At 38.7% G+C, this 20,557-nt stretch carries 18 protein-coding genes; 13 read left to right on the top strand and 5 right to left on the bottom strand.

Annotated elements, in window-relative coordinates:
• Positions 1 to 99: 99 nt before the first annotated feature.
• Both AC6UD1_RS05590 and AC6UD1_RS05585 read left to right on the top strand, forming a co-directional pair.
• Positions 100 to 654 (top strand): hypothetical protein, encoded by a 555-nt coding sequence (locus tag AC6UD1_RS05590; RefSeq protein WP_500707504.1) that lies wholly within the window; start codon positions 100 to 102, stop codon positions 652 to 654.
• An 80-nt stretch (positions 655 to 734) separates the two neighbouring features.
• A complete protein-coding gene (locus tag AC6UD1_RS05585; protein WP_500707503.1) occupies positions 735 to 1,172 on the top strand; it encodes a hypothetical protein in 438 nt (145 codons plus the stop codon).
• Positions 1,173 to 1,267: 95 nt separating this feature from the next.
• Here the strand turns inward: AC6UD1_RS05585 and AC6UD1_RS05580 are convergent, their stop codons facing one another.
• Entirely contained in the window at positions 1,268 to 1,465 is a 198-nt protein-coding gene (locus AC6UD1_RS05580; RefSeq protein ID WP_500694170.1) for a hypothetical protein, read from the bottom strand.
• Positions 1,466 to 1,688: 223 nt separating this feature from the next.
• Here AC6UD1_RS05580 and AC6UD1_RS05575 point away from each other — a divergent pair, with 223 nt between their 5' ends.
• From AC6UD1_RS05575 to AC6UD1_RS05545, 7 genes are all read left to right on the top strand, one after another.
• Positions 1,689 to 3,596 (top strand): thiamine pyrophosphate-dependent enzyme, encoded by a 1,908-nt coding sequence (locus AC6UD1_RS05575; protein ID WP_500707502.1) that lies wholly within the window; start codon positions 1,689 to 1,691, stop codon positions 3,594 to 3,596.
• 141 nt (positions 3,597 to 3,737) lie between these two features.
• Positions 3,738 to 3,893 carry a hypothetical protein gene (locus tag AC6UD1_RS05570; protein WP_500694168.1) on the top strand — a complete coding sequence of 52 codons (156 nt, stop codon included), beginning with the start codon at positions 3,738 to 3,740 and terminating at the stop codon, positions 3,891 to 3,893.
• 12 nt (positions 3,894 to 3,905) lie between these two features.
• Positions 3,906 to 4,391, top strand: a complete 486-nt coding sequence (locus AC6UD1_RS05565; RefSeq protein WP_500707501.1) for a hypothetical protein — start codon at positions 3,906 to 3,908, stop codon at positions 4,389 to 4,391.
• A 67-nt stretch (positions 4,392 to 4,458) separates the two neighbouring features.
• On the top strand, positions 4,459 to 5,100 hold the full coding sequence (locus AC6UD1_RS05560; RefSeq protein WP_500707500.1) for a hypothetical protein: 642 nt from the start codon (positions 4,459 to 4,461) through the stop codon (positions 5,098 to 5,100).
• 402 nt (positions 5,101 to 5,502) lie between these two features.
• Entirely contained in the window at positions 5,503 to 6,576 is a 1,074-nt protein-coding gene (locus AC6UD1_RS05555) for an AEC family transporter (RefSeq protein ID WP_500707499.1), read from the top strand.
• Between the two features lie 11 nt (positions 6,577 to 6,587).
• On the top strand, positions 6,588 to 7,580 hold the full coding sequence (locus tag AC6UD1_RS05550; RefSeq protein WP_500707574.1) for an NAD(P)-dependent oxidoreductase: 993 nt from the start codon (positions 6,588 to 6,590) through the stop codon (positions 7,578 to 7,580).
• Between the two features lie 154 nt (positions 7,581 to 7,734).
• A complete protein-coding gene (locus AC6UD1_RS05545; RefSeq protein WP_500707498.1) occupies positions 7,735 to 7,977 on the top strand; it encodes a type II toxin-antitoxin system Phd/YefM family antitoxin in 243 nt (80 codons plus the stop codon).
• Positions 7,978 to 8,538: 561 nt separating this feature from the next.
• Here the strand turns inward: AC6UD1_RS05545 and rbsU are convergent.
• The 3 genes from rbsU to AC6UD1_RS05530 are packed head-to-tail and all read right to left on the bottom strand — an operon-like array spanning position 8,539 to position 12,146.
• Positions 8,539 to 9,456: a ribose/proton symporter RbsU gene (gene rbsU, locus AC6UD1_RS05540; RefSeq protein WP_500695984.1), complete on the bottom strand. Its 918-nt coding sequence runs from the start codon at positions 9,454 to 9,456 to the stop codon at positions 8,539 to 8,541.
• Between the two features lie 12 nt (positions 9,457 to 9,468).
• Positions 9,469 to 10,938 (bottom strand): UDP-glucose--hexose-1-phosphate uridylyltransferase, encoded by a 1,470-nt coding sequence (galT, locus tag AC6UD1_RS05535; protein WP_500707497.1) that lies wholly within the window; start codon positions 10,936 to 10,938, stop codon positions 9,469 to 9,471.
• A 14-nt stretch (positions 10,939 to 10,952) separates the two neighbouring features.
• Positions 10,953 to 12,146 (bottom strand): galactokinase, encoded by a 1,194-nt coding sequence (locus AC6UD1_RS05530; protein WP_500707496.1) that lies wholly within the window; start codon positions 12,144 to 12,146, stop codon positions 10,953 to 10,955.
• 535 nt (positions 12,147 to 12,681) lie between these two features.
• On the opposite strand from AC6UD1_RS05530, the gene tyrS reads away from it, so the two are divergent.
• The 4 genes from tyrS (at position 12,682) to AC6UD1_RS05510 (ending at position 18,952) form a co-directional block, all read left to right on the top strand.
• Positions 12,682 to 13,935 (top strand): tyrosine--tRNA ligase, encoded by a 1,254-nt coding sequence (gene tyrS / locus AC6UD1_RS05525; protein ID WP_500707495.1) that lies wholly within the window; start codon positions 12,682 to 12,684, stop codon positions 13,933 to 13,935.
• Between the two features lie 201 nt (positions 13,936 to 14,136).
• The gene (locus tag AC6UD1_RS05520; protein ID WP_500707494.1) at positions 14,137 to 15,501 is read left to right on the top strand and encodes an SLC45 family MFS transporter; all 1,365 of its coding nucleotides are present in this window, start codon (positions 14,137 to 14,139) and stop codon (positions 15,499 to 15,501) included.
• 27 nt (positions 15,502 to 15,528) lie between these two features.
• Positions 15,529 to 17,205, top strand: coding sequence for a glycoside hydrolase family 13 protein (locus AC6UD1_RS05515; RefSeq protein ID WP_500707493.1), 1,677 nt, complete (start codon positions 15,529 to 15,531; stop codon positions 17,203 to 17,205).
• A 70-nt stretch (positions 17,206 to 17,275) separates the two neighbouring features.
• A complete protein-coding gene (locus tag AC6UD1_RS05510; protein ID WP_500707492.1) occupies positions 17,276 to 18,952 on the top strand; it encodes a glycoside hydrolase family 13 protein in 1,677 nt (558 codons plus the stop codon).
• Positions 18,953 to 19,098: 146 nt separating this feature from the next.
• Here the strand turns inward: AC6UD1_RS05510 and AC6UD1_RS05505 are convergent, their stop codons facing one another.
• Complete coding sequence (locus tag AC6UD1_RS05505; RefSeq protein ID WP_500694157.1) at positions 19,099 to 20,487, bottom strand: SLC45 family MFS transporter; 1,389 nt, start codon at positions 20,485 to 20,487, stop codon at positions 19,099 to 19,101.
• Positions 20,488 to 20,557 lie beyond the last annotated feature (70 nt).

The raw sequence follows: 20,557 nt of genomic DNA, 5'->3' as shown, positions 1-20,557 counted from the left end.
TACTATAGATATTTGCTTGATATAAGTCATAAATTTAAATTGTGCGTTGATTAACATAGTAATATAATTAATATATAAATTAATTAAGGAGTATTAAGGATGAAGAAAAGTAAGGGCAGAATGGGCTTATGGATAATAATTATTATTTTAGTAGTAATAATTTTAATGGGAGCCGCCTATATTATTGGTACTATGAGCAGTCGTAGTGTAAAACCTAAGGAAGTTAGAAAAGAAGTTGTAGTAAAGAAAAACAAAAATAATTCTAAAAAAGATAGTTCAGAGAATATGCAGGAATCGTCAAAATCTGATGAAAGTGCTTCTAATAATAAGACATCTGAAGATACTCCTAAAAATAGAAATTCATCTGATTCTAGTACTAAAGAAACTAGTAATAGTTCTCCCATAACATTATCTGAAGCAGAACAATTAGTTAGTAAAGTAGGTGGAGAGTGGCCAAGTGATGCTGTTGTTACAAGTAGTAATGGGAATACAACAACAGTTTCAGGCTATGTGGGCGCTAAAGGTGAAGACCATCTAACTTTTACAACCAATGGAAATAATGTCAATATTCATGAAGAGTTCGGCACTTTGGATGGCGGAAGTTATAAACCACTCGATTATATGCCACCTAAAGACTATTCTACTACTAGATAATAAGTAATTTTTTGGAGGAGATTTTTATTAAACGTAAATTAATTCGTAAGGTATTATTGATATCATTATTATCATTTGGGATGATTTTTATTTCAGGATGTGGAAATAGTACCAGCGTATCTGGTGCTAATTCAACTGATGATTATGCAAAAATTGCAAAGGAAGTTTCTAAAGATCAATTTGTTGATAGAACTTCATCAGGACAGGATAAGGATGAGATTCTTACGTTTGAAGATGATGACTATAATCTTGACAAAAATGAAATGGAACTAGGCGATGTATTTGATTATGGAGAAGAAATGCCGGTTCATTACAAAAGGTTTGGAAATAAGTTAAAAGTATATAAAGATGATTATCCAGAAGGTGTAACTAAATGGTATTTACAGTTACTCAATACCCCGAACAAGGTTAAAATTGTAGAAACAAAAGATGGTGAGACAAAAACTCTTACCGGATACTCCGTTAATCATGAAGGCGATGTAGAAAGCAAAAAAGAAGATGATAATAATAATTATTAAATGCATAACTATGTTTTGCTAATATAATTAAGTCTACACACAAAAACAGGTCAACCTCACAGTTGACCTGTTTTTTTTACTAAGTATTGCCAATCCTACTTGTTATCTTTGTTTAAAGCAATGTTCTTAAGTGCTTCAAAAGCATCGATGTCGATTTCTTCAGTAGTATTGTTGTTGAAAGTAACTTGGTATGAAATGATGTTACCTTCTGATTCGCGGGGATGGATTGAGTTCACGTTGTTCACGTTAATCAAACGACCGTCACCAGTTTCTACTAATCCAGAAAAGTTCATGTTTTTCACCTCCTTACTAGTATTATTACATATGACGCGCCAAAAGATAACTAATAACACGCTCAAATTGCCGTTAAATTGGGAATTTATTACATTTTGTTAATTTCATGATTTACATTAAAAAGACTTAGTAAATTTAGTAAGCGTTTTTATTGCAACCGTTTTCATATGGGAGTATATTAGGGTCAACAAAAGAATTAAGTACTTTTGGGAGGAAGAAATTATGACAGATGTAAAGAAAATTCCTGCAGCAGTAGCAATGCTTAAAGTTATTGAATCATATGGCGTTAAGGACATTTATGGATACCCTGGTGGTTCCATTAACTCAACGCTTGCTGCGCTCGATCAAGAAAAAGATAACATTAATTACGTACAAATTCGACACGAACAGGTTGGGGCACTAACGGCCGCTGCTCACGCTAAATTAACTGGTAAAATCGGAGTTGCCTTTGGATCAGCTGGTCCTGGTGCGGTCAACTTACTAAACGGTTTGTATGACGCTAAAGAAGACCACGCTCCAGTGCTTGCCATCGTTGGTCAAGTTGGTCATGACAACATGAACTACAATTACTTCCAAGAATTTCCAGAGACCCCAATGTTCTCTGACGTTTCGGTTTACGACCGTATCGTAATGACTCCTGAAAGTTTGCCACACGTTGTTGACCGTGCGATTCACGAAGCATACGCAAAGAAGGGTGTTGCCGTAGTTGTTATTCCAAATGACTTTGGCTTTGACGAAATCCCAGATGTTCCGTACAGTTCTGCATCAAAGACTTACGACAAGCCAGCTCCAGAACCAGTTGCAACCGATGACGAAGTAAGTCAAGCCCTTAAGATGATTAAGAACGCTAAACGTCCTGTTCTCCACGTTGGTCGTGGAATCAAGGGCAATGGCGACAAGTTAATCGAACTTTCAAAGAAACTCCAGATTCCAGTTATTATGGACGGATTAGCTTTAGGCTACGTTGACGCTAACTACGAAGCTAACCTAGGAACCGCCAACCGTGCCGCATCAAAGGCCGCTGACGAAATCTTAAGTACTGCCGACCTAGTTATCGCCATTGGTGGTGACTTCCCATTCGCTAAATCAGTTTATGCAAGTCACAAATTCGCTTACATCCAAGTTGATGACTCTCAAATCCAACTTGGTCGTCACCACGAAGTTGACCTCCCAATCTGGTCTGACGCGGGCTCATTTGTTGACAAGGCATTGGCTCAAAGTGAAAAAGTTGCTCCAAGTCCATTCTACAAGGCTGCCGTTGCTGACCAAGCTAACTGGATGGAGTACATTCACAAGATGTTAAACATTGGTAGTGACGAAACCGATGAGAGTAATGGTAGCTTCATGGAAGAATTCAAGGACTTTGGTAAGCACTTGAAGGACACCATGACTAACGCTAACTCAACCATGCCAGTTGCCCCAATCTACAAACAAATTAACCGAGTAGCCGACAAAGATGCTGTCTTCTCAATCGACGTTGGTGACAACATCATCAACAGTTTCAGATACTTGGACATTCAACCAACTAACAAGTGGGTCATCTCCGCATTGTTCGCAACGATGGGTTCCGGACTTCCTGGTGCCATTGCTGCTAAGAAAGCTTACCCAGATCGTCAAGTCTTCAACATTGCTGGTGACGGTGCCCTTTCAATGGTTATCCAAGATTTAGTAACTTTGACGAAGTATCAACTTCCAGTTATTAACGTGGTTACTTCAAACGAAGACTTAGGCTTCATCGAAGGTGAACAAGAAGACTTACCAATGCAATTCTTCGGCCTTCAACTTCAAGGTCAAAGCTTTGAATTAATCGCTAAGGGAATGGGAATTGACGCTACAACTGTTCACAACGTTTCTGAACTTCCTGCTGCATTTGACAAAGCCGTTAAGGTTACAAAAGCTGGTCACCCATTCTTGATTGACGCAAAGATTAACCAAGACCGTGGACTTCCAGTTGAAGACTTGATCGTTAAAATTGAAAATGGTCAAATCGTTGAAACCATCAGTCCAAACTATAAGAAGGACAAGAATGACAACAAGACTTACACATTACCAGAATTCTTCGCAGAATATGGTGGTGAAGGCTTGTTACCACTTAAGGACTTCTTCGATAAATACGATGTTCAACTTTAATAAGTAAGAAAAAGAGCTCTCATTGAGAGCTCTTTTTTGTGGGCAAATAGAGGATGTAAAAACTTGAGCAAATTCCTCAGCTCACGGCGATTTAATGGTATGATGAAAGTAATCACAAGAGGATATCGGAGATGAAATATAATGAGTTTTAAAGGATTTGTTAATTGGTTTTTAGTTGTTTTTTGGATCGTGACTTTCGTGGTGTTAGCCATGGGTTTCAGTATGGTCTCAATGTATATGATGGTGATCGGAATGCTGATTCACAGTTTAAATTGTGTCCTGGGAGATAAAATTTAAAGGAGGAATTAGATGTTTAAACCAATTTTATTGATTATCGCAGTGATTGCCTTAATCATTGCCTGTTATTTGTATTGGACGAATCGCGGTCGGGCTGACGATAAAAGTTATATCAAGAGCTTTAAATACTTTGTCTTCATGCTATGTATTTTGGTTGCTGTTGTAACTTTTGCCGTCGCCACCAGAAACATTTTGTCAGTTGCTGGTTTTGTGATTGCCTTCGTCCTGTTTGTTTACTACTTGGTTCGTTACTTTATGGCTGCTTTAGGTAAGGGATACAGCTGGGATCAGACCGTTTTTCTGAAATACTTTAGAAGAGCTGTGTACGCGCTGCTTGCAACCCTAATCTTCTTCATTGCGTTCTACTGTTCATCAAACAACCAGTTGGATATGTTGCATCATCGAGAGATCACGTCACATCTCCAGATGAAACACAAGAAGACGCACAAGGAAAAGATGAGGATGGAGAAGAAGGATAAGAAAGTGGAAATGAAATAGTTGTTGAGGAGCCCTGTGGTGGGGCTTTTTGTGTACATAAAAAATTAGATAGGGGATAAATCATAATATGAAAGACATCATAAGCTTTTTAGTTATATTAGTTATATTAGTAAACGCTATTATAACATTAACTTCTAAAGGAAATATTTTTTTGAATTTTATACAATTTATTTTTCCTGATGCAGCCTTTTTACCAGAAAATAGAAAGAAAGTTAAGGAACATAAAGTTAGTGTATTTAATTCTAAATCTTCTTTTAATACGTTGAATTTCCATACCTATAGAAGTTATTCATTTGTGAATTGCGTTGATAGAGTCGTAAAAGTCATAAGTATATTATTTCTGATAATTGTTGTTGTTCTATTGTTTCTACAACGTTATATAAGTGATCATCATGAAAGTATCGAGATTTCGATTTCCATAATTGCTGTTTTGAGTGTTTTAATAGCAGTTTTTATGCCAATTTATTTAGATAGAATAGGTAATCCCGGTTATCAATTTCCAGTGATCAATTATAGTTCCGATTATCCCAAGATGTATATTATTGGAGTTTTACCAAACGGTAACTATATTGGGCAAACTTTTGATAGTTTACTATCAAATAGTCATGATTTTTTTGAATTAAAACCATCTTATCCTACTCTATTTAAAACAAAATGGATTTCTAGAAATGATTATAATTGTTTTTTTGAAAAAGAATTAAAAAAATAACTCTTCACTATAAATTTATTAAAGGAGCTTGCTTTGAAAAAAACAATCATTCAGAAATTTTCCATATCTATCTTAATTCTAGTTGTATAAATAATACAGAATTAGCAAATATTCTTGAATATATATCATCATTAAAGTATCGATATTATTCTAGTGTGAAAGTAATCTCTACTGAGGAGAAATCTAAAAATACAATTTCCATAAGTAAAAAACAGATAAATAAAGTTAACAAATTAGATCACAATAGTTTAGAAGTGGCGAAAAAAATACTAAGTAGAAATAATAATTAAATCCTCCTTGTTCTCCATTTATTCCCTATGGTAAGATTATTATCGTGAAAAATTTCATTTTTTACGTACTTCACTGTGCGTACGATAATATTCTACTTGGAGGTTAACGTTCATGAACGTTATGCAAGCAATTGAGAAGACCGTCACTAATGCGGGAATCATTAGTTCGATCACCTCAACGATTTTCATTATTTTACTTGGTTTCTTTTTACGTAAGAAGAACATTTTTACCGATAAATTCGGGAAGATGTTGTCAAGGGTTGTACTGACCGTCGCAATTCCGGCTTTAGCACTAAACTCATTCATGCAGCCAATCAATGATGATACCCTAAAAGAGGGGATGAATGTCCTCCTGTGGGGTTTCATCATTTACATCATCTTGATTTTCGTTGCGCCACTGCTTTATCCCAAACAAGACAAAGATAAAAAAGAAGTGATGGGAATTTTAACCACGTTTGGCTCCACGACTTTCTTTGGAATTCCGATTGTTGGTGCGGTTTTTGGACCCAAAGGAATTATGTACAGTTCCATTTTCAACATTGGTTACCGGGTTTTTCTTTATTCATACGCCTATATTAGAATGTCAGGTTTGAAGATGGAAATGAAGAACATCAAGAAAATGTTTTTGAATCCAGTTGTTATCGCCACCTTCTTAGGACTTTTCTTATGGTTAGGACAAAATTATGTTCCACATGTAACAGTCCAAACGATGTTAAATGGCATTCCTGGCAAAGGTACCAACAGTGTGGCCTTCTACCGAATTGACCAAACCGCTTTGTGGCTATGGAAGCCGTTGAACTACCTGGCTCAACTATCGTCTCCACTGGCTTGGTTATCAATTGGTGTCACTCTAGGTTCGATTTCGTTCAAGCAAGCTGCTTCCAACAAACTTTCTTGGTACTACAGTTGGAACAAGGTTATCATTGTGCCGTTGTTCAATCTGATTGCGTTGACTGCTCTTTCAATGCTGGGCATCATGCCAATGAGCTACGTGGCCATCGCAACGATTGTCATCATGATGGCAACCCCAACAGCCACGGTTGCTTCAGCATACGCAATTAGCTTCAATCGTGATCCAGTTTCGGCTTCCAACGCGTCGTTCTTGTCGACCATTCTGTCAGTGATCATGATGCCGATTTGGATTGCGCTGCTTGAAGTCATCAATAACTCGGGGATTATCAAATAATGGGTGATAAAATGTTCAAAATTACTGCGTATGGGGTGCGTCCCGTTGAAGTCAGTTACTTCAAAGATTTAAATAAATACGATTATGAATTGAACTTAGTTTCTGAAATGTTAAATCGCGACAACGCCATCGATTCCAAGGGGTCAGACGGAGTGTTAGTTCGTGGAAACTGTCTGGCTGACAGGGAAAATTTACAGAAATTTGCCGACTGGGGTATTAAGTATGTCTTCACGCGTACGGTTGGTTACGACCACATTGACTTGAAGGCTGCCAAAGAACTTGGCATCAAGGTCGCTCGCGTTCCCGGATATTCGCCATACGCTGTGGCTGAGCTGGCGATGACCCTCGGAATGAGTCTGTTTCGAAAAGTTGCTTCTGAAATCAACGCCACTCACGCTGGCAATTTTATCGTCAATGATTCGTACTTTAGTCGTGAGATTCATTCTAGTACCGTTGGAATTATCGGTGCGGGCCGCATTGGTCGTGCTGAAGCTAGTTTGTACAGTGGAATGGGTGCAACCGTGCTCGCTAACGACGGTCACAAGGTTGACGCTCCTGAAATCGATGAATACGTCCCCATTGATGAATTATTGAAGCGGTCTGACATTGTTTCACTGCACGTTCCCTACATTAAAGGTGAAACTGATAACTTAATCAGTACCGCCCAAATCAATTTAATGAAAGACGATGCCATTTTGGTTAATACGGCTCGTGGTCAAGTGGTTGACTTAAAAGCCGTCGATAATGCTCTTGCGTCCAGCACATTAGGTGGATATGGTTCTGACGTGTTAATTGATGAAGCTAACATTTTTGGTCACGAATTCAAAGGGATCGACAATATTAAGAACCAGGAAGTCGTTAACCTAATGAAAAAGTATCCTAACGCAATTGTGACGCCACACGTTGGTTCGTTTACGGAACCGGCTTTGACGGACATGATTACCGTTAGTTACGACAATTTTCATGAAATGTTGACGACGGGTAAGTCTAAGAACGAGATTTAAGATTAAAAGAGAATATTAATTTTAGTCAGCATTTAACAATTATTGAGAGTGTCTTTTTTAAAGACATTCTTTTTAGTTTTACTTTTTATTCTATATGGTATAATCATCACTATAAAAAATTTCATTTTTTACGTATGAAGAGAGATGATATTACATGAAAGTGGTTAATTGTAATAATTTCAAAGTGAACTTTGAAACATACATGGATCAGGTTATGAAGGACGATGAAGAAGTTACCATTCATTGTGAGAATGGTGATTCGGCGGTGCTTGTTTCAAAAAAGAAATATGATAACATGATCGAGAATCTGTATGTCTTAGGAAATGGTGAGAATTTGAGGTTCTTGGAACATTCGAAGAAGCAATTGAAAAATGGAAAAACGAATTATTTGAAATAATAGTTAATTTAACATAATTATGCTGTATAATAACAAATGAAGATTATGCAATCTACTCATCGATTTAATAGGGTTATGGGACTGAGTTTATCAGCTAAAAGTTGATGAACTCTTTTTTAGTTGTTATACCGTATAATTGAATTACTGTTTAATTAAGTTATAATATACTTATAACAAGTAATACATGGTCACCTATTTTCGGTAGAATTGATGATCGAGAGCTCATCGGCCTGTCGCTGATGAGCTCTTTTTTATTATCGTGTCTGTTTAAACGGTCAAATAACATATCTATTAATCGAATGATTAAATTAAGTTATAATAATAGATGTAAATAGTTCATGGGATCATCGATTTTTAGTAGGATTGATGATCGAGAGTTCATCGGCTTGTCGCTGATGAGCTCTTTTTTTATCCATAAAAACACATAAAAAGGCTGAAACCCCAATTGGTTCCAGCCTTTTTGGTACTATAGGTCTCGCTAATGTGGAGACATTGACAAGATGGTGCCATTCCCACTAACGCAGGGAGCCTCGTTACTTCTATGATACCATTTCAATTTAATTAAATAAATGCCGTAATGGCCGAAGCAAAGACAATGAGAACTAACCCAAGGTAGGTCAGAGTCATTTCCTTTGGTGTCTTCTTCTGGTGTAAGAAGTAAATCCCGGTCAGAGTGGAAACCAAGACGGCTAATTGACCCAGAACGTTGGCAGTGGCCAATCCGTTCATGTCAGGTTGAGCTGAGATTAAGTACATTAACATACCAAAGCCTTGCGATAAGCCGGCAAGAATGTTCTTGTATGAAACGGATTGAATGAAGACATTTTCGTCTTTTAGGTTCCACAAATCGTAAATCACGGCACATAGTACCATTCCGATGGCCTGGGGAAGAAACGCATGGTTCCCGTCCATGGCTTGCATGTTTGGCAATAAAGCTTTCATTGATGGCATGATGACCACCTGTGGAGCGGCTGAGTAAACTAAGTATCCAAGGGCACCAATCAGCTGAAAGATCGTAGCTTTCTTTAAAGCACCCTTATTGGTGGATTCTGGGTTTTGGACCCAAGCGGTGAGAGTCGCACCAAGAATTACGATAACTAGGGCAGTAAATCCTAAGACTTTTCCGATAATGCCAGTCCAGTCGCCTAGAACAAAGACTCCCCAAAGCGACGTCAGGATCAGCTGAAAGGCCGTGGTAATCGGCATTACTCGTGATGATCCAACTAACTTAAAACCCTTGAACTGCATGATCTGACCAAAGCCCCAGCCAAGTCCAGAAATAATTCCAAAAGTGGTACTGATCCAACCAGGAAGGGCTAATCCTTCAATGAAAAACAGGACGACCGCAAAGACTAAGGTTCCAAGGGTGGCACCTAAGATTTGGTTGGCGGGTTTTCCACCAACCTTCGAAGCAATTGTGGGGAAAAGTCCCCAACCGACCATTGGTCCTAAACCAATTAATATCGCTAGCCAATTCATAATAATAACCTCCTAAAGTGTGTGAATGAATTTTTGAAACGCTGCGGTCCCCTGGTCATCAAGCTTGAAGACCCCGGCGTTTTCCAAGACGTGCATAAAGGTAATCCCGACTTCTTTGTCAATCACGTCCTGGACGTTGTCGGGATTGAGTTGGTAACTTTGTTTGATCTGGTTGGCCCAGGCAACGTGATAATCCGCGATGTCGTTGGGCTGACCAAGTAGATACTTCTTGACCTCGGCCAATTCTGGTTTCAGACGCGCAGGTAAGATAGCCCGTCCCATCACCTCAATCAGGCCAATGTTTTCCTTTTTGATGTGTTGGTATTCGGCGTGGGGATGAAAAATGCCATCGGGATACTTCTTTGACGTCTGGTTATCACGCAGAACCACGTAGACCTCAAACTGCTCCTGTTTGTTCATGCGGACGATTGGTGTGACCGTGTGATGCGGTGTGTCGTTCGTTTCGGCACGCACGTCAACGGACGGGTCCGAATACTTACGCCATTCATTTAAGATATGGGTCGCAAAATCAATTAGTTCCTGTTTATCGGTCCCGGTCAGCCGAATCGTCGACATCGGCCAGTTTAAAACCTCGGCCTTAACGTCTGGATACTGGTCCAGGTCAAAGGTGAACCGGGTCTGTGCTTTCATCATTGGGAAGGTGTGATAGCCGCCCTGGTAGTGTTCGTGGCTCAGAATTGAACCACCCACGATTGGTAGGTCCGCATTACTCCCCATAAAGTACGCAGGGAACATCGAAACAATTTCAGTTAAATTGAAAAACGTCTGCGCACTAATTTTCATCGGCTCGTGAACATCATCCAAAAAGATGCAGTGCTGATCAAAGTAGGAATACGGTGAATACTGAAAGCCCCACGGTTTCCCGCCGACTAAAACATCAATGATGCGATGATTGACCCGCACCGGAATTTGCGAATTACCGTAGTAACCCTCGGTTTGAGCGCACAGGTTGCACTCGGGATAACCAAAGTGGGTGTTTTGACCGGCCTTGGCAATGTCCTTGGGGTCCTTCTCCGGTTTCGACAGGTTAATCGTGATTTCCAGATCCCCAAACTTGGTTTCAATGTCCCAGAGCAGGTTCTTCTTGATGCGAGCGGTTTTAATGTAGTTATTTTGTTGGCTTAAATTGTAAAAATAGTCCGTAGCCCGGTCGGGAGCTTGCTGATACAGGTTCCAGAACTTGTCATTGACTGCACTTGGAAGCGGGGTGTAGAGATTAGTCAGTTCCGCCTCTAACAGTTCACGGTTTTTGAGGGTATCGTCAATTTGACTATTCTTAATGGCCACGTCGATTAACTGGTCGACCGTTACCAATAATTGGTCAGATAAGTTCGGATTGGACACGTTCTTTTCACCAACCAAATGGTAAAGATAATTTATGAGATACGTGCGATCCGTGGGTCGGTACGTTTGTCCGGTATCAATGACCTGGTCCGCGTAATGTTCAACGAGATTTTCCATGTTGTTCACCTCACCTAAATCTGGATTTCTTTAGGGCCATCCGAGATGTTGGCGATGTAGAAGTCAGCGTCGTAGCCGAAGCGGTAGTTGTAGGTGTCACCAACGTTTTTGGTGAAGTTTGCGACTTGGTCAGATGGAACGATTGCAATCGCACACCCACCGAAGCCAGCACCGATCATTCGCGATCCAACGGCGCCGTTCTTCCAAGCTTCATGAACTAGCGTATCCAAGTTCGGACCAGTGACTTCGTAGTCGTATTCAAGGGAAATGTGAGAAGCGTTCACCAGTCGACCAAATTCAGCAATAGCATTGTTGCGTAAAGCCTTCACAGCTCTTAAGGTTCGTTGATTTTCGGAAACGGCATGACGGGCTCGTTTCAACAACGTTGCGTCATTAATGGTGTAGGTGTACTCGTCGAATTCATCATTTGACATGGCACCAAACGATGAAAAATCGGCCACCTTGTTGACGAGTTTTAAGGCGTCCTCACACTGTTGGCGGCGCTCGTTGTACTTGGAATCTTTGAGGCCCCGTTTCTTGTTGGTGTTCATGATGACGATTTTATCGTTTCCGAGTTTAATCGGAACGAACTCGCTCTTCATCGTGTTGGTATCAAGCAGAATGGCCGTGTCTTTTTTGCCCATCTCAACGGCGTACTGGTCCATGATGCCAGAGTTAACGCCAATGTCAGTGTTTTCAACGTGCTGTCCGAGTTTGGCTAGTTCTGGTCCCGAGAAGACGTCGTTAAACTGGTCGTTTAAAATCTTGCTAAACAGCATCTCAATGGAAGCAGAGGATGATAGCCCCGACTCGTCCGGTAAAGTGCCGTAAATTAGAATGTTGAAGCCATGATCCAGCTTGTGACCCTTGTCGGCAAAGGCCTTAAACATCCCCTTGGGGTAGTTAATCCAGCCATCATCGTGGTTAATGGTTAGGTCGTCGATTTGAAACGAGTTGACTCCCGTATCTGGGAAGTTCTCCGAATAGATGTTGACTTGTTTGTCGTTACTCGGAGTCACCACGGCGTACGTTCCGAGGCTAATGGCACACGGAAAGACATGACCACCGTTGTAATCGGTGTGTTCACCGATCAGGTTGATTCGGCCGGGCGCGAAATACGCCTTGGTCGGTTCTTGTGAATACAAGTCTTTAAATTTATCCTTTAAATTACTAATAATTTTGTTAGTTGAAGTTATTTTCTCGGTCATTTAAAACATCTCCTTAGAAATCATTTCATTTGTAGTGATTTCTATTTTGAGAGTAAGCGTTTTCATATGGTAAGTCAAGATTTTTATTCTGTAAAATAATTGTTTGACTTAATTGTGATAGAAGGGTGAACAGGTGGAATTTGTAGATAATTGCGAATTATAATTTGTTTGTTAATAAAGATAGAAAAACAACAATAATGTGAAAGAATTTACATTATTGTTGTTTTAAAGAAATTAATGTGGTATTCTTATCATATTAAAAGTTATATTAGTTTGCTGTTTGTGAGATCAGAGAATTGACGGTTGGTGTGAGTCATGCAGGACAGTTAAATGAATTACTTAAATTAAATAATAAATGTAAGAAATACTAGTCAATTCTTACATTAATGAGTGTGGATATATTTATTATCCAAATTTGGGTGGTACCGCGCAAATTGCGTCCCTGTAGTTTTTCTACAGGGACGTTTTTTATTTAGTATTAAGTAAACTTTTAATATAAAACATTAAGTTATTTCTTTCAAAGGGGGTTATTGTAATGAACATTATTGATGAATTAAAGTGGCGAGGGGCGATCAATCAAGAAACAGATGAGAAAGCTCTTGAAGATTTAACAGAAAATAATAAGATTTCATTATACTGTGGGGTTGACCCTACTGGAGACAGCATGCATATCGGACATCTTATACCATTTATGATGATGGAAAGATTTTCGCGTGCAGGTCATCATCCATACATTTTGATTGGTGGAGCAACTGGTTCCATTGGAGATCCAAGTGGTCGTAAAACAGAACGTCCTCTTCAAACAATGGATAAAGTGCAACATAATGTTGATTCTTTAACTAAACAAATGAAAAAATTATTTGGTAAGGATTCAAATATAACTTTTGTAAATAATTATGATTGGTTATCAAAAATTTCTCTTTTAGATTTTCTTAGAGATTACGGAAAATTAGTTAATATTAATTCAATGCTTGCTAAAGACATAGTTGCTAGTCGTCTAGATCAAGGAATTTCATTTACTGAATTTACTTATCAAATATTACAGTCTGTTGATTTTCTGACATTACACAATAAATATAATATTCAATTAGAAATCGGTGGTGCCGATCAATGGGGTAATATAACAGCTGGAATTGATTTAATACACAAAATCGATGGTCCTGAAACTAAAGTTTATGGACTAACTATTCCACTGATGTTAAAGGCAGATGGAACTAAATTTGGTAAAACTGCTGGTGGTGCGATCTGGTTAGATCCAAATAAAACATCACCATTTGAATTCTATCAGTTTTGGCTTAATCAAGACGATAGAGATGTCATAAAGTATCTTAAGTACTTCACATTTTTAAATAAGGATCAAATAGATGAACTAGCTGAGAAAGTTAAAAAAGAACCACAAAAACGGGAAGCACAAAAGGTATTAGCAGAAGAAGTAACTAATTTTGTTCATGGTGAAAAAGCAACCAAACAAGCTGAAGATATAAGTAATATATTATTTAACGGTGATGTAGAAAAATTATCTGTTGAGGAAGTTAGTCAGGCATTTAACAATGTTCCTACTTCAGAGATTGAAAATAATCCTGTGAATATTATTGATTTACTTATTGAAACTGGAGTTGATAAATCCAAACGACAAGCTAGAGAAGATGTAAATAATAGTGCCATCACGATTAACGGTAAAAAGGTAGTTTCAGTCGATGATCAAATTGATCCTAATGATAATTTTGAAGGAAAATTTGTTATTATTCGTCGAGGAAAAAAACATTACTTTTTAGCAAAAGTAAAATAACTAATTATTTAAATAACTAATAGTCATTGACTGCCTAGTCAATGACTATTTTTATGCACTTTTATATTCATAATTAATTGAATTTATTTGTTATTTTAAATGTAAGCGCTTTACATTATAAAAGAACTAGCTATACTAAAACTGTGATCACAATATATATATTCGTTAAAAAGTAATAAATTAATTAATAGGAGGATCGTTATGGATAGTTCTAAATCTGCTGATAAACCTAAGAAGAATACACTTCCTAAGTTGAGTTTGTATACGATTTTTGCGATGACGTTTGGCTTTTTTGGGGTCAATATGGCATTCTCGCTTCAAAGCTCACAAATGGGGCGAATCTTTCAGACCATTGGTGCGGATCCAACAAAGTTAGGCTTCTTCTTCCTTTTGCCACCTTTGGCAGGAATGATTGTTCAACCTTTGATTGGTAAGTATTCGGATGTCACCTGGAATCGTTTTGGTAGACGAATGCCATATCTATTAGTAGGTGCTCCAATTGCAGCAATTGTACTGATATTGTTACCCAATGCTGGTTCATTTGGGTTTGGTTACGGATCGCTTGCCGCTTTACTTTTTGGTGCAATTACGATTGCCATGATGGACGTTTCATCAAATGCATGTATGCAGCCATTTAAGATGATCGTTGGTGATATGGTTAATGAAGACCAAAAGGATTTGGCATGGTCATGGCAACAGTCCTTCTCAAACTTAGGTGGAGTATTTGCAACTTTACTTCCATTCGTCTTAACGGCGCTTGGAATTTCAAATGTAGCACCTAAAGGAGTGGTTCCATTATCGGTTAAGATTGCGTTTTACACTGCTGCAGCCGTTCTACTAATCACTGCTTTATACACCGTTATGTCAGTTCATGAGTACAGTCCGACCGTCTACGCTAAGTACCATGGCATTGATGTTAATGCCCAAAAGACGAAGAGTAGTTTAATTAAATTATTAAAGACGGCGCCTCGTCCGTTCTGGGAAGTCTCGTTTGTCCAATTCTTTAGTTGGTTTGCTTTTCAATACTTATGGACCTATGGAACTGGTTCAATTGCTAAGACTATTTGGCACGTTACCGATCCATCGTCAGCCGCATATCAAGCAGCTGGAAACTGGTTTGGAATTCTGTCAGGAGTTGAAGCATTAGCTGCCGCTATCTTCGGATTCTTAGTCTTGTCACGGACGAAACCCAATTCACGTAAAATGTGGTATCGGATTGGATTGTTTGCTGGTGGGGTTGGCTTTGTTTGGTTGGCATTTATTCATTCTCAAGCTCTTTCAGTTGTTGCTTTTGTTTTAATTGGAATTGCCTTTCTGGCCATGCAGTCTGAATCACTGTCAATCGTGACTGAGGCTTTGAACGGTGAGGATGAGGGTGCCTACTTAGGCCTCTTTAATATCAGTATTTGCATGCCTCAGATCATTGCTTCACTAGTTAGTTTCGCCATTTTCCCGCTTATTGGAAAATCAATGCCTGGCATGATTTTGGTTGCTGGAATTATGATGTTATTAGGAGTGATAGCCGTTAGTGCTATTCACGTTAAACCAATTGAAAGTAAAAAATAATTTTAAATTTTAGTTGAGGAGTTAGTTATGAAAAATAAACAATGGTGGAAAAATGCAGTCGTTTATCAAGTCTATCCCCAAAGCTTTCAGGACAGTAATGGAGACGGAGTTGGAGATTTAGACGGGATTAGAGAACGGCTTCCGTACATTAAAAAATTAGGCGCCAACGTGATTTGGTTGAACCCAATTTACGTCTCACCCGAAGTTGACAACGGTTATGACATTGCTGATTATCGGAAAATCAATCCTAAATACGGTGATATGGAATCGTTTAATAAGTTACTTGATGCTGCCCATGACTTAGACATTAAGATCGTGATGGATTTGGTGGTTAACCATACTTCGACCGATAATGAATGGTTTAAGGAAAGTGAAAAGTCTAAAGATAATCCATACCGTGATTATTATTTCTGGCGTGATCCAGTTAATAGTCATGAACCTAACGATTGGGGCTCCTTCTTTACGGGTTCGGCTTGGAAATACGATCCTAAAACTGGCCAGTACTACCTGCACTTCTTTGCCGATGAACAAGCGGATTTGAATTGGGATAATCCCAAGGTTAGAGGCGAGGTCAAAAACATCATGCGTTTTTGGCTTGATAAAGGAGTCGATGGCTTCCGAATGGACGTTATCAACATGATTTCTAAACCAAAGGGCTTACCAGATGCACCCAAACTTAAAAATGCTAAATATGCTGAACCGGCCAAAGACGTGTTAAATGGACCTAACCTGAATCAATACTTAAAAGAATTAAATCGCGACGTGCTCTCTCATTATGACGTGATGACTGTTGGTGAAATGCCTTCATCAACGCCTGATGAAGCGTTGGAATACACTGGTTTTAATTCTCATGAATTAAACATGGTCTTTCAATTCGATCACGTTGGGCTATCACCTAATCCAGATAAACGCCTGGACAAATGGAACGATCAACCCGTTAAACTAACTGAGTTGAAGCAAGTCTTTAATAACTGGGAAACCAAGCTAAACGGTAAGGGTTGGAATAGTCTTTACTGGAGTAACCATGACCAACCTCGTGCTGTTAGTCGGTTTGCGACCGATGATCCCAAGTATCGGATCTTGGCTGCCAAAATGCTTGGTACCACGCTTCATATGATGCAAGGAACTCCTTATATTTTTGAAGGTGAAGAACTCGGGATGACGAACGCTCACAAAGAAGATTTGAGTCAGTATGAAGATATTGAATCACTGAACGCTTACGATCAGTTCGTCAACAAGGATAAGTTGGTATCGCCAACGAAAATGATGAGTTACTTAGCTAACATCTCGCGTGATAATGCTAGAACACCAATGCAATGGGATACTTCTAAGAACGCTGGATTTACTACGGGGAAACCTTGGTTTGCTGTTAACGAGAATTACCATGAAATTAACGCAGCCGATGAAGTTGATGATCCAGATTCAGTCTTCACTTATTACCATGACCTAATTAAGTTACGGAAGGATAATCCAATTATTATCGAAGGAGACTTTGAATTGTTGGATCCTGACGACGACCAGGTTTTTGCGTACAAGCGACACTACAATGGACAGACATTACTCGTTGAAAGTAACTTTACTGGTCAAAAATTGAGTCGTAATTATGAGGTTCCAGTTGGCGTTAAGGAACTGATTGGAAACTACAATGATGACATTGAAGGCCAGTTACGTCCTTACGAAACAAAAGTTTATTTAAGTAAATAAAAACCGGGCTCATCAAACCATACCTTGATGGGCCTGTTTTTAACGGAAGTTTAGTTGAGAGGTGGAAATTATGAAAAACAAGCAATGGTGGAAAAATGCAGTGGTATATCAGGTTTATCCACAGAGCTTTCAGGATAGTAATGGTGATGGAGTCGGTGATTTAAATGGTATTAGAGAACGGTTGCCGTACATTAAAAAATTAGGTGCCAACGTGATTTGGTTGAATCCAATCTATGAATCACCAGAAGAAGATAATGGTTATGATATCGCCGATTATCGCAAAATTAATCCGAAGTACGGCGACATGGAGTCATTTCAAAAATTGTTAGACCGGGCTCATGAATTGGGCATTAAAATTGTGATGGATTTAGTTGTTAATCACACGTCTGATCAAAACAAGTGGTTTCAAGAAAGTCGGAAATCAAAAGACAATCCGTATCGTGATTATTACTACTGGAAGGACCCTGTCGATGGCCACGAACCGAATAATTGGGGTTCGTTCTTTAGTGGGCCAGCGTGGAAATACGATGAAACCACTGGTCAATACTATTTGCACCTTTTCGCGGACGGTCAACCCGATTTGAACTGGGAGAATCCAAAAGTCAGAGAAGAAGTTAAGAGTTTGATGAAATTTTGGTTAGATAAGGGGGTTGACGGCTTCCGGATGGACGCCATTAACCTGATTTCAAAACCAGTGGGATTGCCTGATGTAGATAAGGCTAAAAACGCCATGTATGGTGCACCAGGCCAAGATGTCTTTAATGGTCCGAAGCTGAATCAATACTTAAGAGAATTAAATCAAGATGTTCTCTCTCATTATGACGTGATGACTGTCGGCGAAATGTCGAGCATTAACCCCAAACAAGCCATTGAATACACTGGATTTGATGCTCATGAATTGAATATGGTATTTCAGTTTGATCATGTTACTTTATCATCTAATTCAGATAAACGTTTAGGAAAGTGGAACGATCAACCAGTGAAGTTAACTGAATTAAAACAAGTCTTTAATAACTGGCAAACGAAGCTAAATGGTAAGGGTTGGAATTCACTTTACTGGAGTAATCATGACCAACCTCGTGCCGTGAGTCGATTTGCGACGGATGATCCCAAGTATCGTGTTTTGGCTGCTAAAATGCTTGGCACCACGCTTCATATGATGCAAGGAACGCCGTACATCTTTGAGGGTGAAGAACTCGGAATGACGAATGCCCATAAAGAGGACTTGAGTCAGTATGAAGACATTGAAACAATTAATGCCTACGACCAATTTGTCAAAAAAGAAAAGATTGTTTCGCCAACAAAAATGATGAAATATCTTGCCAATATGTCTCGTGATAATGCCAGAACACCGATGCAGTGGGATGATTCAAAAAACGCTGGCTTTACCACTGGTACACCGTGGTTTGCGGTAAACAAGAACTATAAAGAAATTAACGCGAAAGATGAGGTTGATGATCTAAACTCGGTCTTTGCTTACTACCAGAAGTTAATTGAATTACGTAAGAATAATCCAATCATTATTGAAGGGGACTTTGAACTATTGGACCCAGACGATGAGGAAGTCTTTGCGTATAAGCGTCACTATCAAGACGAAACTTTATTAGTTATCAGTAATTTCACTGACCACGAGGTGGAACGTGATTATGAGGTACCTGATGGGGCTGAAGAGTTAATTGGAAATTATAATGATGATACTGGTAAAAAGTTGAGGGCGTATGAGAGTAAAGTGTATAGAATGAAATAATAAAAATATATTAAAAGAATTTTGAGAAAAAAGGAGGACCAATACCGATATTCAATCGGTATTGGTCCTCCTTTTTTGAATCCATGAAAACATAAATTTTATATAATATATTAATTGTTTAGGGAATTTTATCATCAATAATTATATTAAATTACTTGATTACTCAATTTAGAATGGATAAATCTTACTGAGAGTGCAGCAATTATCAGTGAAACGCCGCCTACCAAGAACATTGCTGGCATTGAGTGTCCGACCATTGGAAAGATAAAGAAACTGCAAAGTGATGCGGCAATTTGTGGTAAACAGATTGCGCAATTGAATAATCCAAGGTATGCTCCTTCATTTTCACCGTTTAACGCTTCAGTTAATAATGAAAATGGTTGCGTATTCATCGTAATGTAAGTAATTCCAATCAAACAGAATGGTAATATTAGGAGTAACTTACTGTGGATAAAGAAAATTAGAATAAATCCAAGGGCTCCAGCAAGTAAGCCAAAGACATACCAGCCCTTTCTGTTTTTTGGCTTTGTCTTAGCTTGTACTAAGAAACCAAAGATAACTGATGCAACTGCTTGGATACAGGTAAGAACACCATACCAATTACCAGCAGCTTGATAACCTGCAGATGATGGGTTAGTGGTATGATACACGTTTAATGAAATGGCACCAGTAGCGTAAGTCCAAGAATAAAGAATGGCAAACCAGGTAAAAAATTGAACAATTGAAATCTCCCAGAATACTCGAGGAGCTTTTTTGGTTAGAGTCCAAAGACTGGGTTGCTTCTTTTGTTTAGTCAAATCAATATTATGATAAAAAGCATATTCTTCAGGATTATATTCACGAACTTTGGCAATAGTATAAAAGGAAGTTAGTAACAATACCGCTGCAGCTAAATAGTAAGCCAATTTAACTGTAATTGGAACATCCCCTCTTTTGGCAATATTAGGTAAACCGATGAATGCTAAAAAGAATGGTACCAAGCTCGCTAGAACACCACCAAGGTTAGAGAATGCTTGTTGCCACGACCAGGCCATATCCTTTTGATCTTCATTAACCATATCACCAATGATCATCTTGAATGGTTGCATACATACATTAGATGATAGATCCATGAATAGAGTAGCAATGGCTGCAAACCAAAGAGCAGCAGATGAACCATATCCAAAACCGAATGAACCGGCATTGGGAAGCAATACTAAGACAATGGCTGCAACTGGCGCACCAATAAGTAAGTAAGGCATCCTTCTGCCAAAACGGTTCCAAGTCCGATCTGAATATTTACCAATTAAAGGTTGGATAATCATTCCTGCCAATGGTGGAAGGATGAAGAAAAATCCTAAGTTGTTTGGGTTAGCACCAATGGTCTGAAAAATCCGGCCCATTTGTGACTGCTGCAATGAAAATGCCATGTTAACACCAAAAAATCCGAATGTCATTGCAAATATCATACTTACTTTTAAACTTGGTAGATGTGATGCAAAACTTTTTGGTTCAGTTTTATCATTAGAATTACTGTTTTTTGCTTTTGTGTCCATGAGATTTCCTCCTTTATTTATGAATGTTTTTTAGAAATTGATCAATAAACAATTTTTAGAAAACAATTAC

It is taken from the genome of Fructilactobacillus sp. X8R1C1, from assembly GCF_059900945.1.
The sequence above is the reverse complement of the archived record's forward strand: the minus strand, read 5'-3'. Positions and strand labels throughout refer to the sequence as shown.

Bases quoted from the DNA above. Each gene is read 5' to 3' on its own strand.
- AC6UD1_RS05515 (WP_500707493.1), top strand. From the start codon at position 15,529: ATGAAAAATAAACAATGGTGGAAAAATGCAGTCGTTTATCAAGTCTAT.
- AC6UD1_RS05545 (WP_500707498.1), top strand. From the start codon at position 7,735: ATGAAAGTGGTTAATTGTAATAATTTCAAAGTGAACTTTGAAACATAC.
- AC6UD1_RS05510 (WP_500707492.1), top strand. From the start codon at position 17,276: ATGAAAAACAAGCAATGGTGGAAAAATGCAGTGGTATATCAGGTTTAT.
- AC6UD1_RS05560 (WP_500707500.1), top strand. From the start codon at position 4,459: ATGAAAGACATCATAAGCTTTTTAGTTATATTAGTTATATTAGTAAAC.
- AC6UD1_RS05530 (WP_500707496.1), bottom strand. From the start codon at position 12,146: ATGACCGAGAAAATAACTTCAACTAACAAAATTATTAGTAATTTAAAG.
- AC6UD1_RS05575 (WP_500707502.1), top strand. From the start codon at position 1,689: ATGACAGATGTAAAGAAAATTCCTGCAGCAGTAGCAATGCTTAAAGTT.
- AC6UD1_RS05555 (WP_500707499.1), top strand. From the start codon at position 5,503: ATGAACGTTATGCAAGCAATTGAGAAGACCGTCACTAATGCGGGAATC.
- AC6UD1_RS05570 (WP_500694168.1), top strand. From the start codon at position 3,738: ATGAGTTTTAAAGGATTTGTTAATTGGTTTTTAGTTGTTTTTTGGATC.
- AC6UD1_RS05550 (WP_500707574.1), top strand. From the start codon at position 6,588: ATGTTCAAAATTACTGCGTATGGGGTGCGTCCCGTTGAAGTCAGTTAC.
- AC6UD1_RS05585 (WP_500707503.1), top strand. From the start codon at position 735: ATGATTTTTATTTCAGGATGTGGAAATAGTACCAGCGTATCTGGTGCT.
- AC6UD1_RS05505 (WP_500694157.1), bottom strand. From the start codon at position 20,487: ATGGACACAAAAGCAAAAAACAGTAATTCTAATGATAAAACTGAACCA.
- AC6UD1_RS05580 (WP_500694170.1), bottom strand. From the start codon at position 1,465: ATGAACTTTTCTGGATTAGTAGAAACTGGTGACGGTCGTTTGATTAAC.
- AC6UD1_RS05565 (WP_500707501.1), top strand. From the start codon at position 3,906: ATGTTTAAACCAATTTTATTGATTATCGCAGTGATTGCCTTAATCATT.
- tyrS (WP_500707495.1), top strand. From the start codon at position 12,682: ATGAACATTATTGATGAATTAAAGTGGCGAGGGGCGATCAATCAAGAA.
- galT (WP_500707497.1), bottom strand. From the start codon at position 10,938: ATGGAAAATCTCGTTGAACATTACGCGGACCAGGTCATTGATACCGGA.
- rbsU (WP_500695984.1), bottom strand. From the start codon at position 9,456: ATGAATTGGCTAGCGATATTAATTGGTTTAGGACCAATGGTCGGTTGG.
- AC6UD1_RS05590 (WP_500707504.1), top strand. From the start codon at position 100: ATGAAGAAAAGTAAGGGCAGAATGGGCTTATGGATAATAATTATTATT.
- AC6UD1_RS05520 (WP_500707494.1), top strand. From the start codon at position 14,137: ATGGATAGTTCTAAATCTGCTGATAAACCTAAGAAGAATACACTTCCT.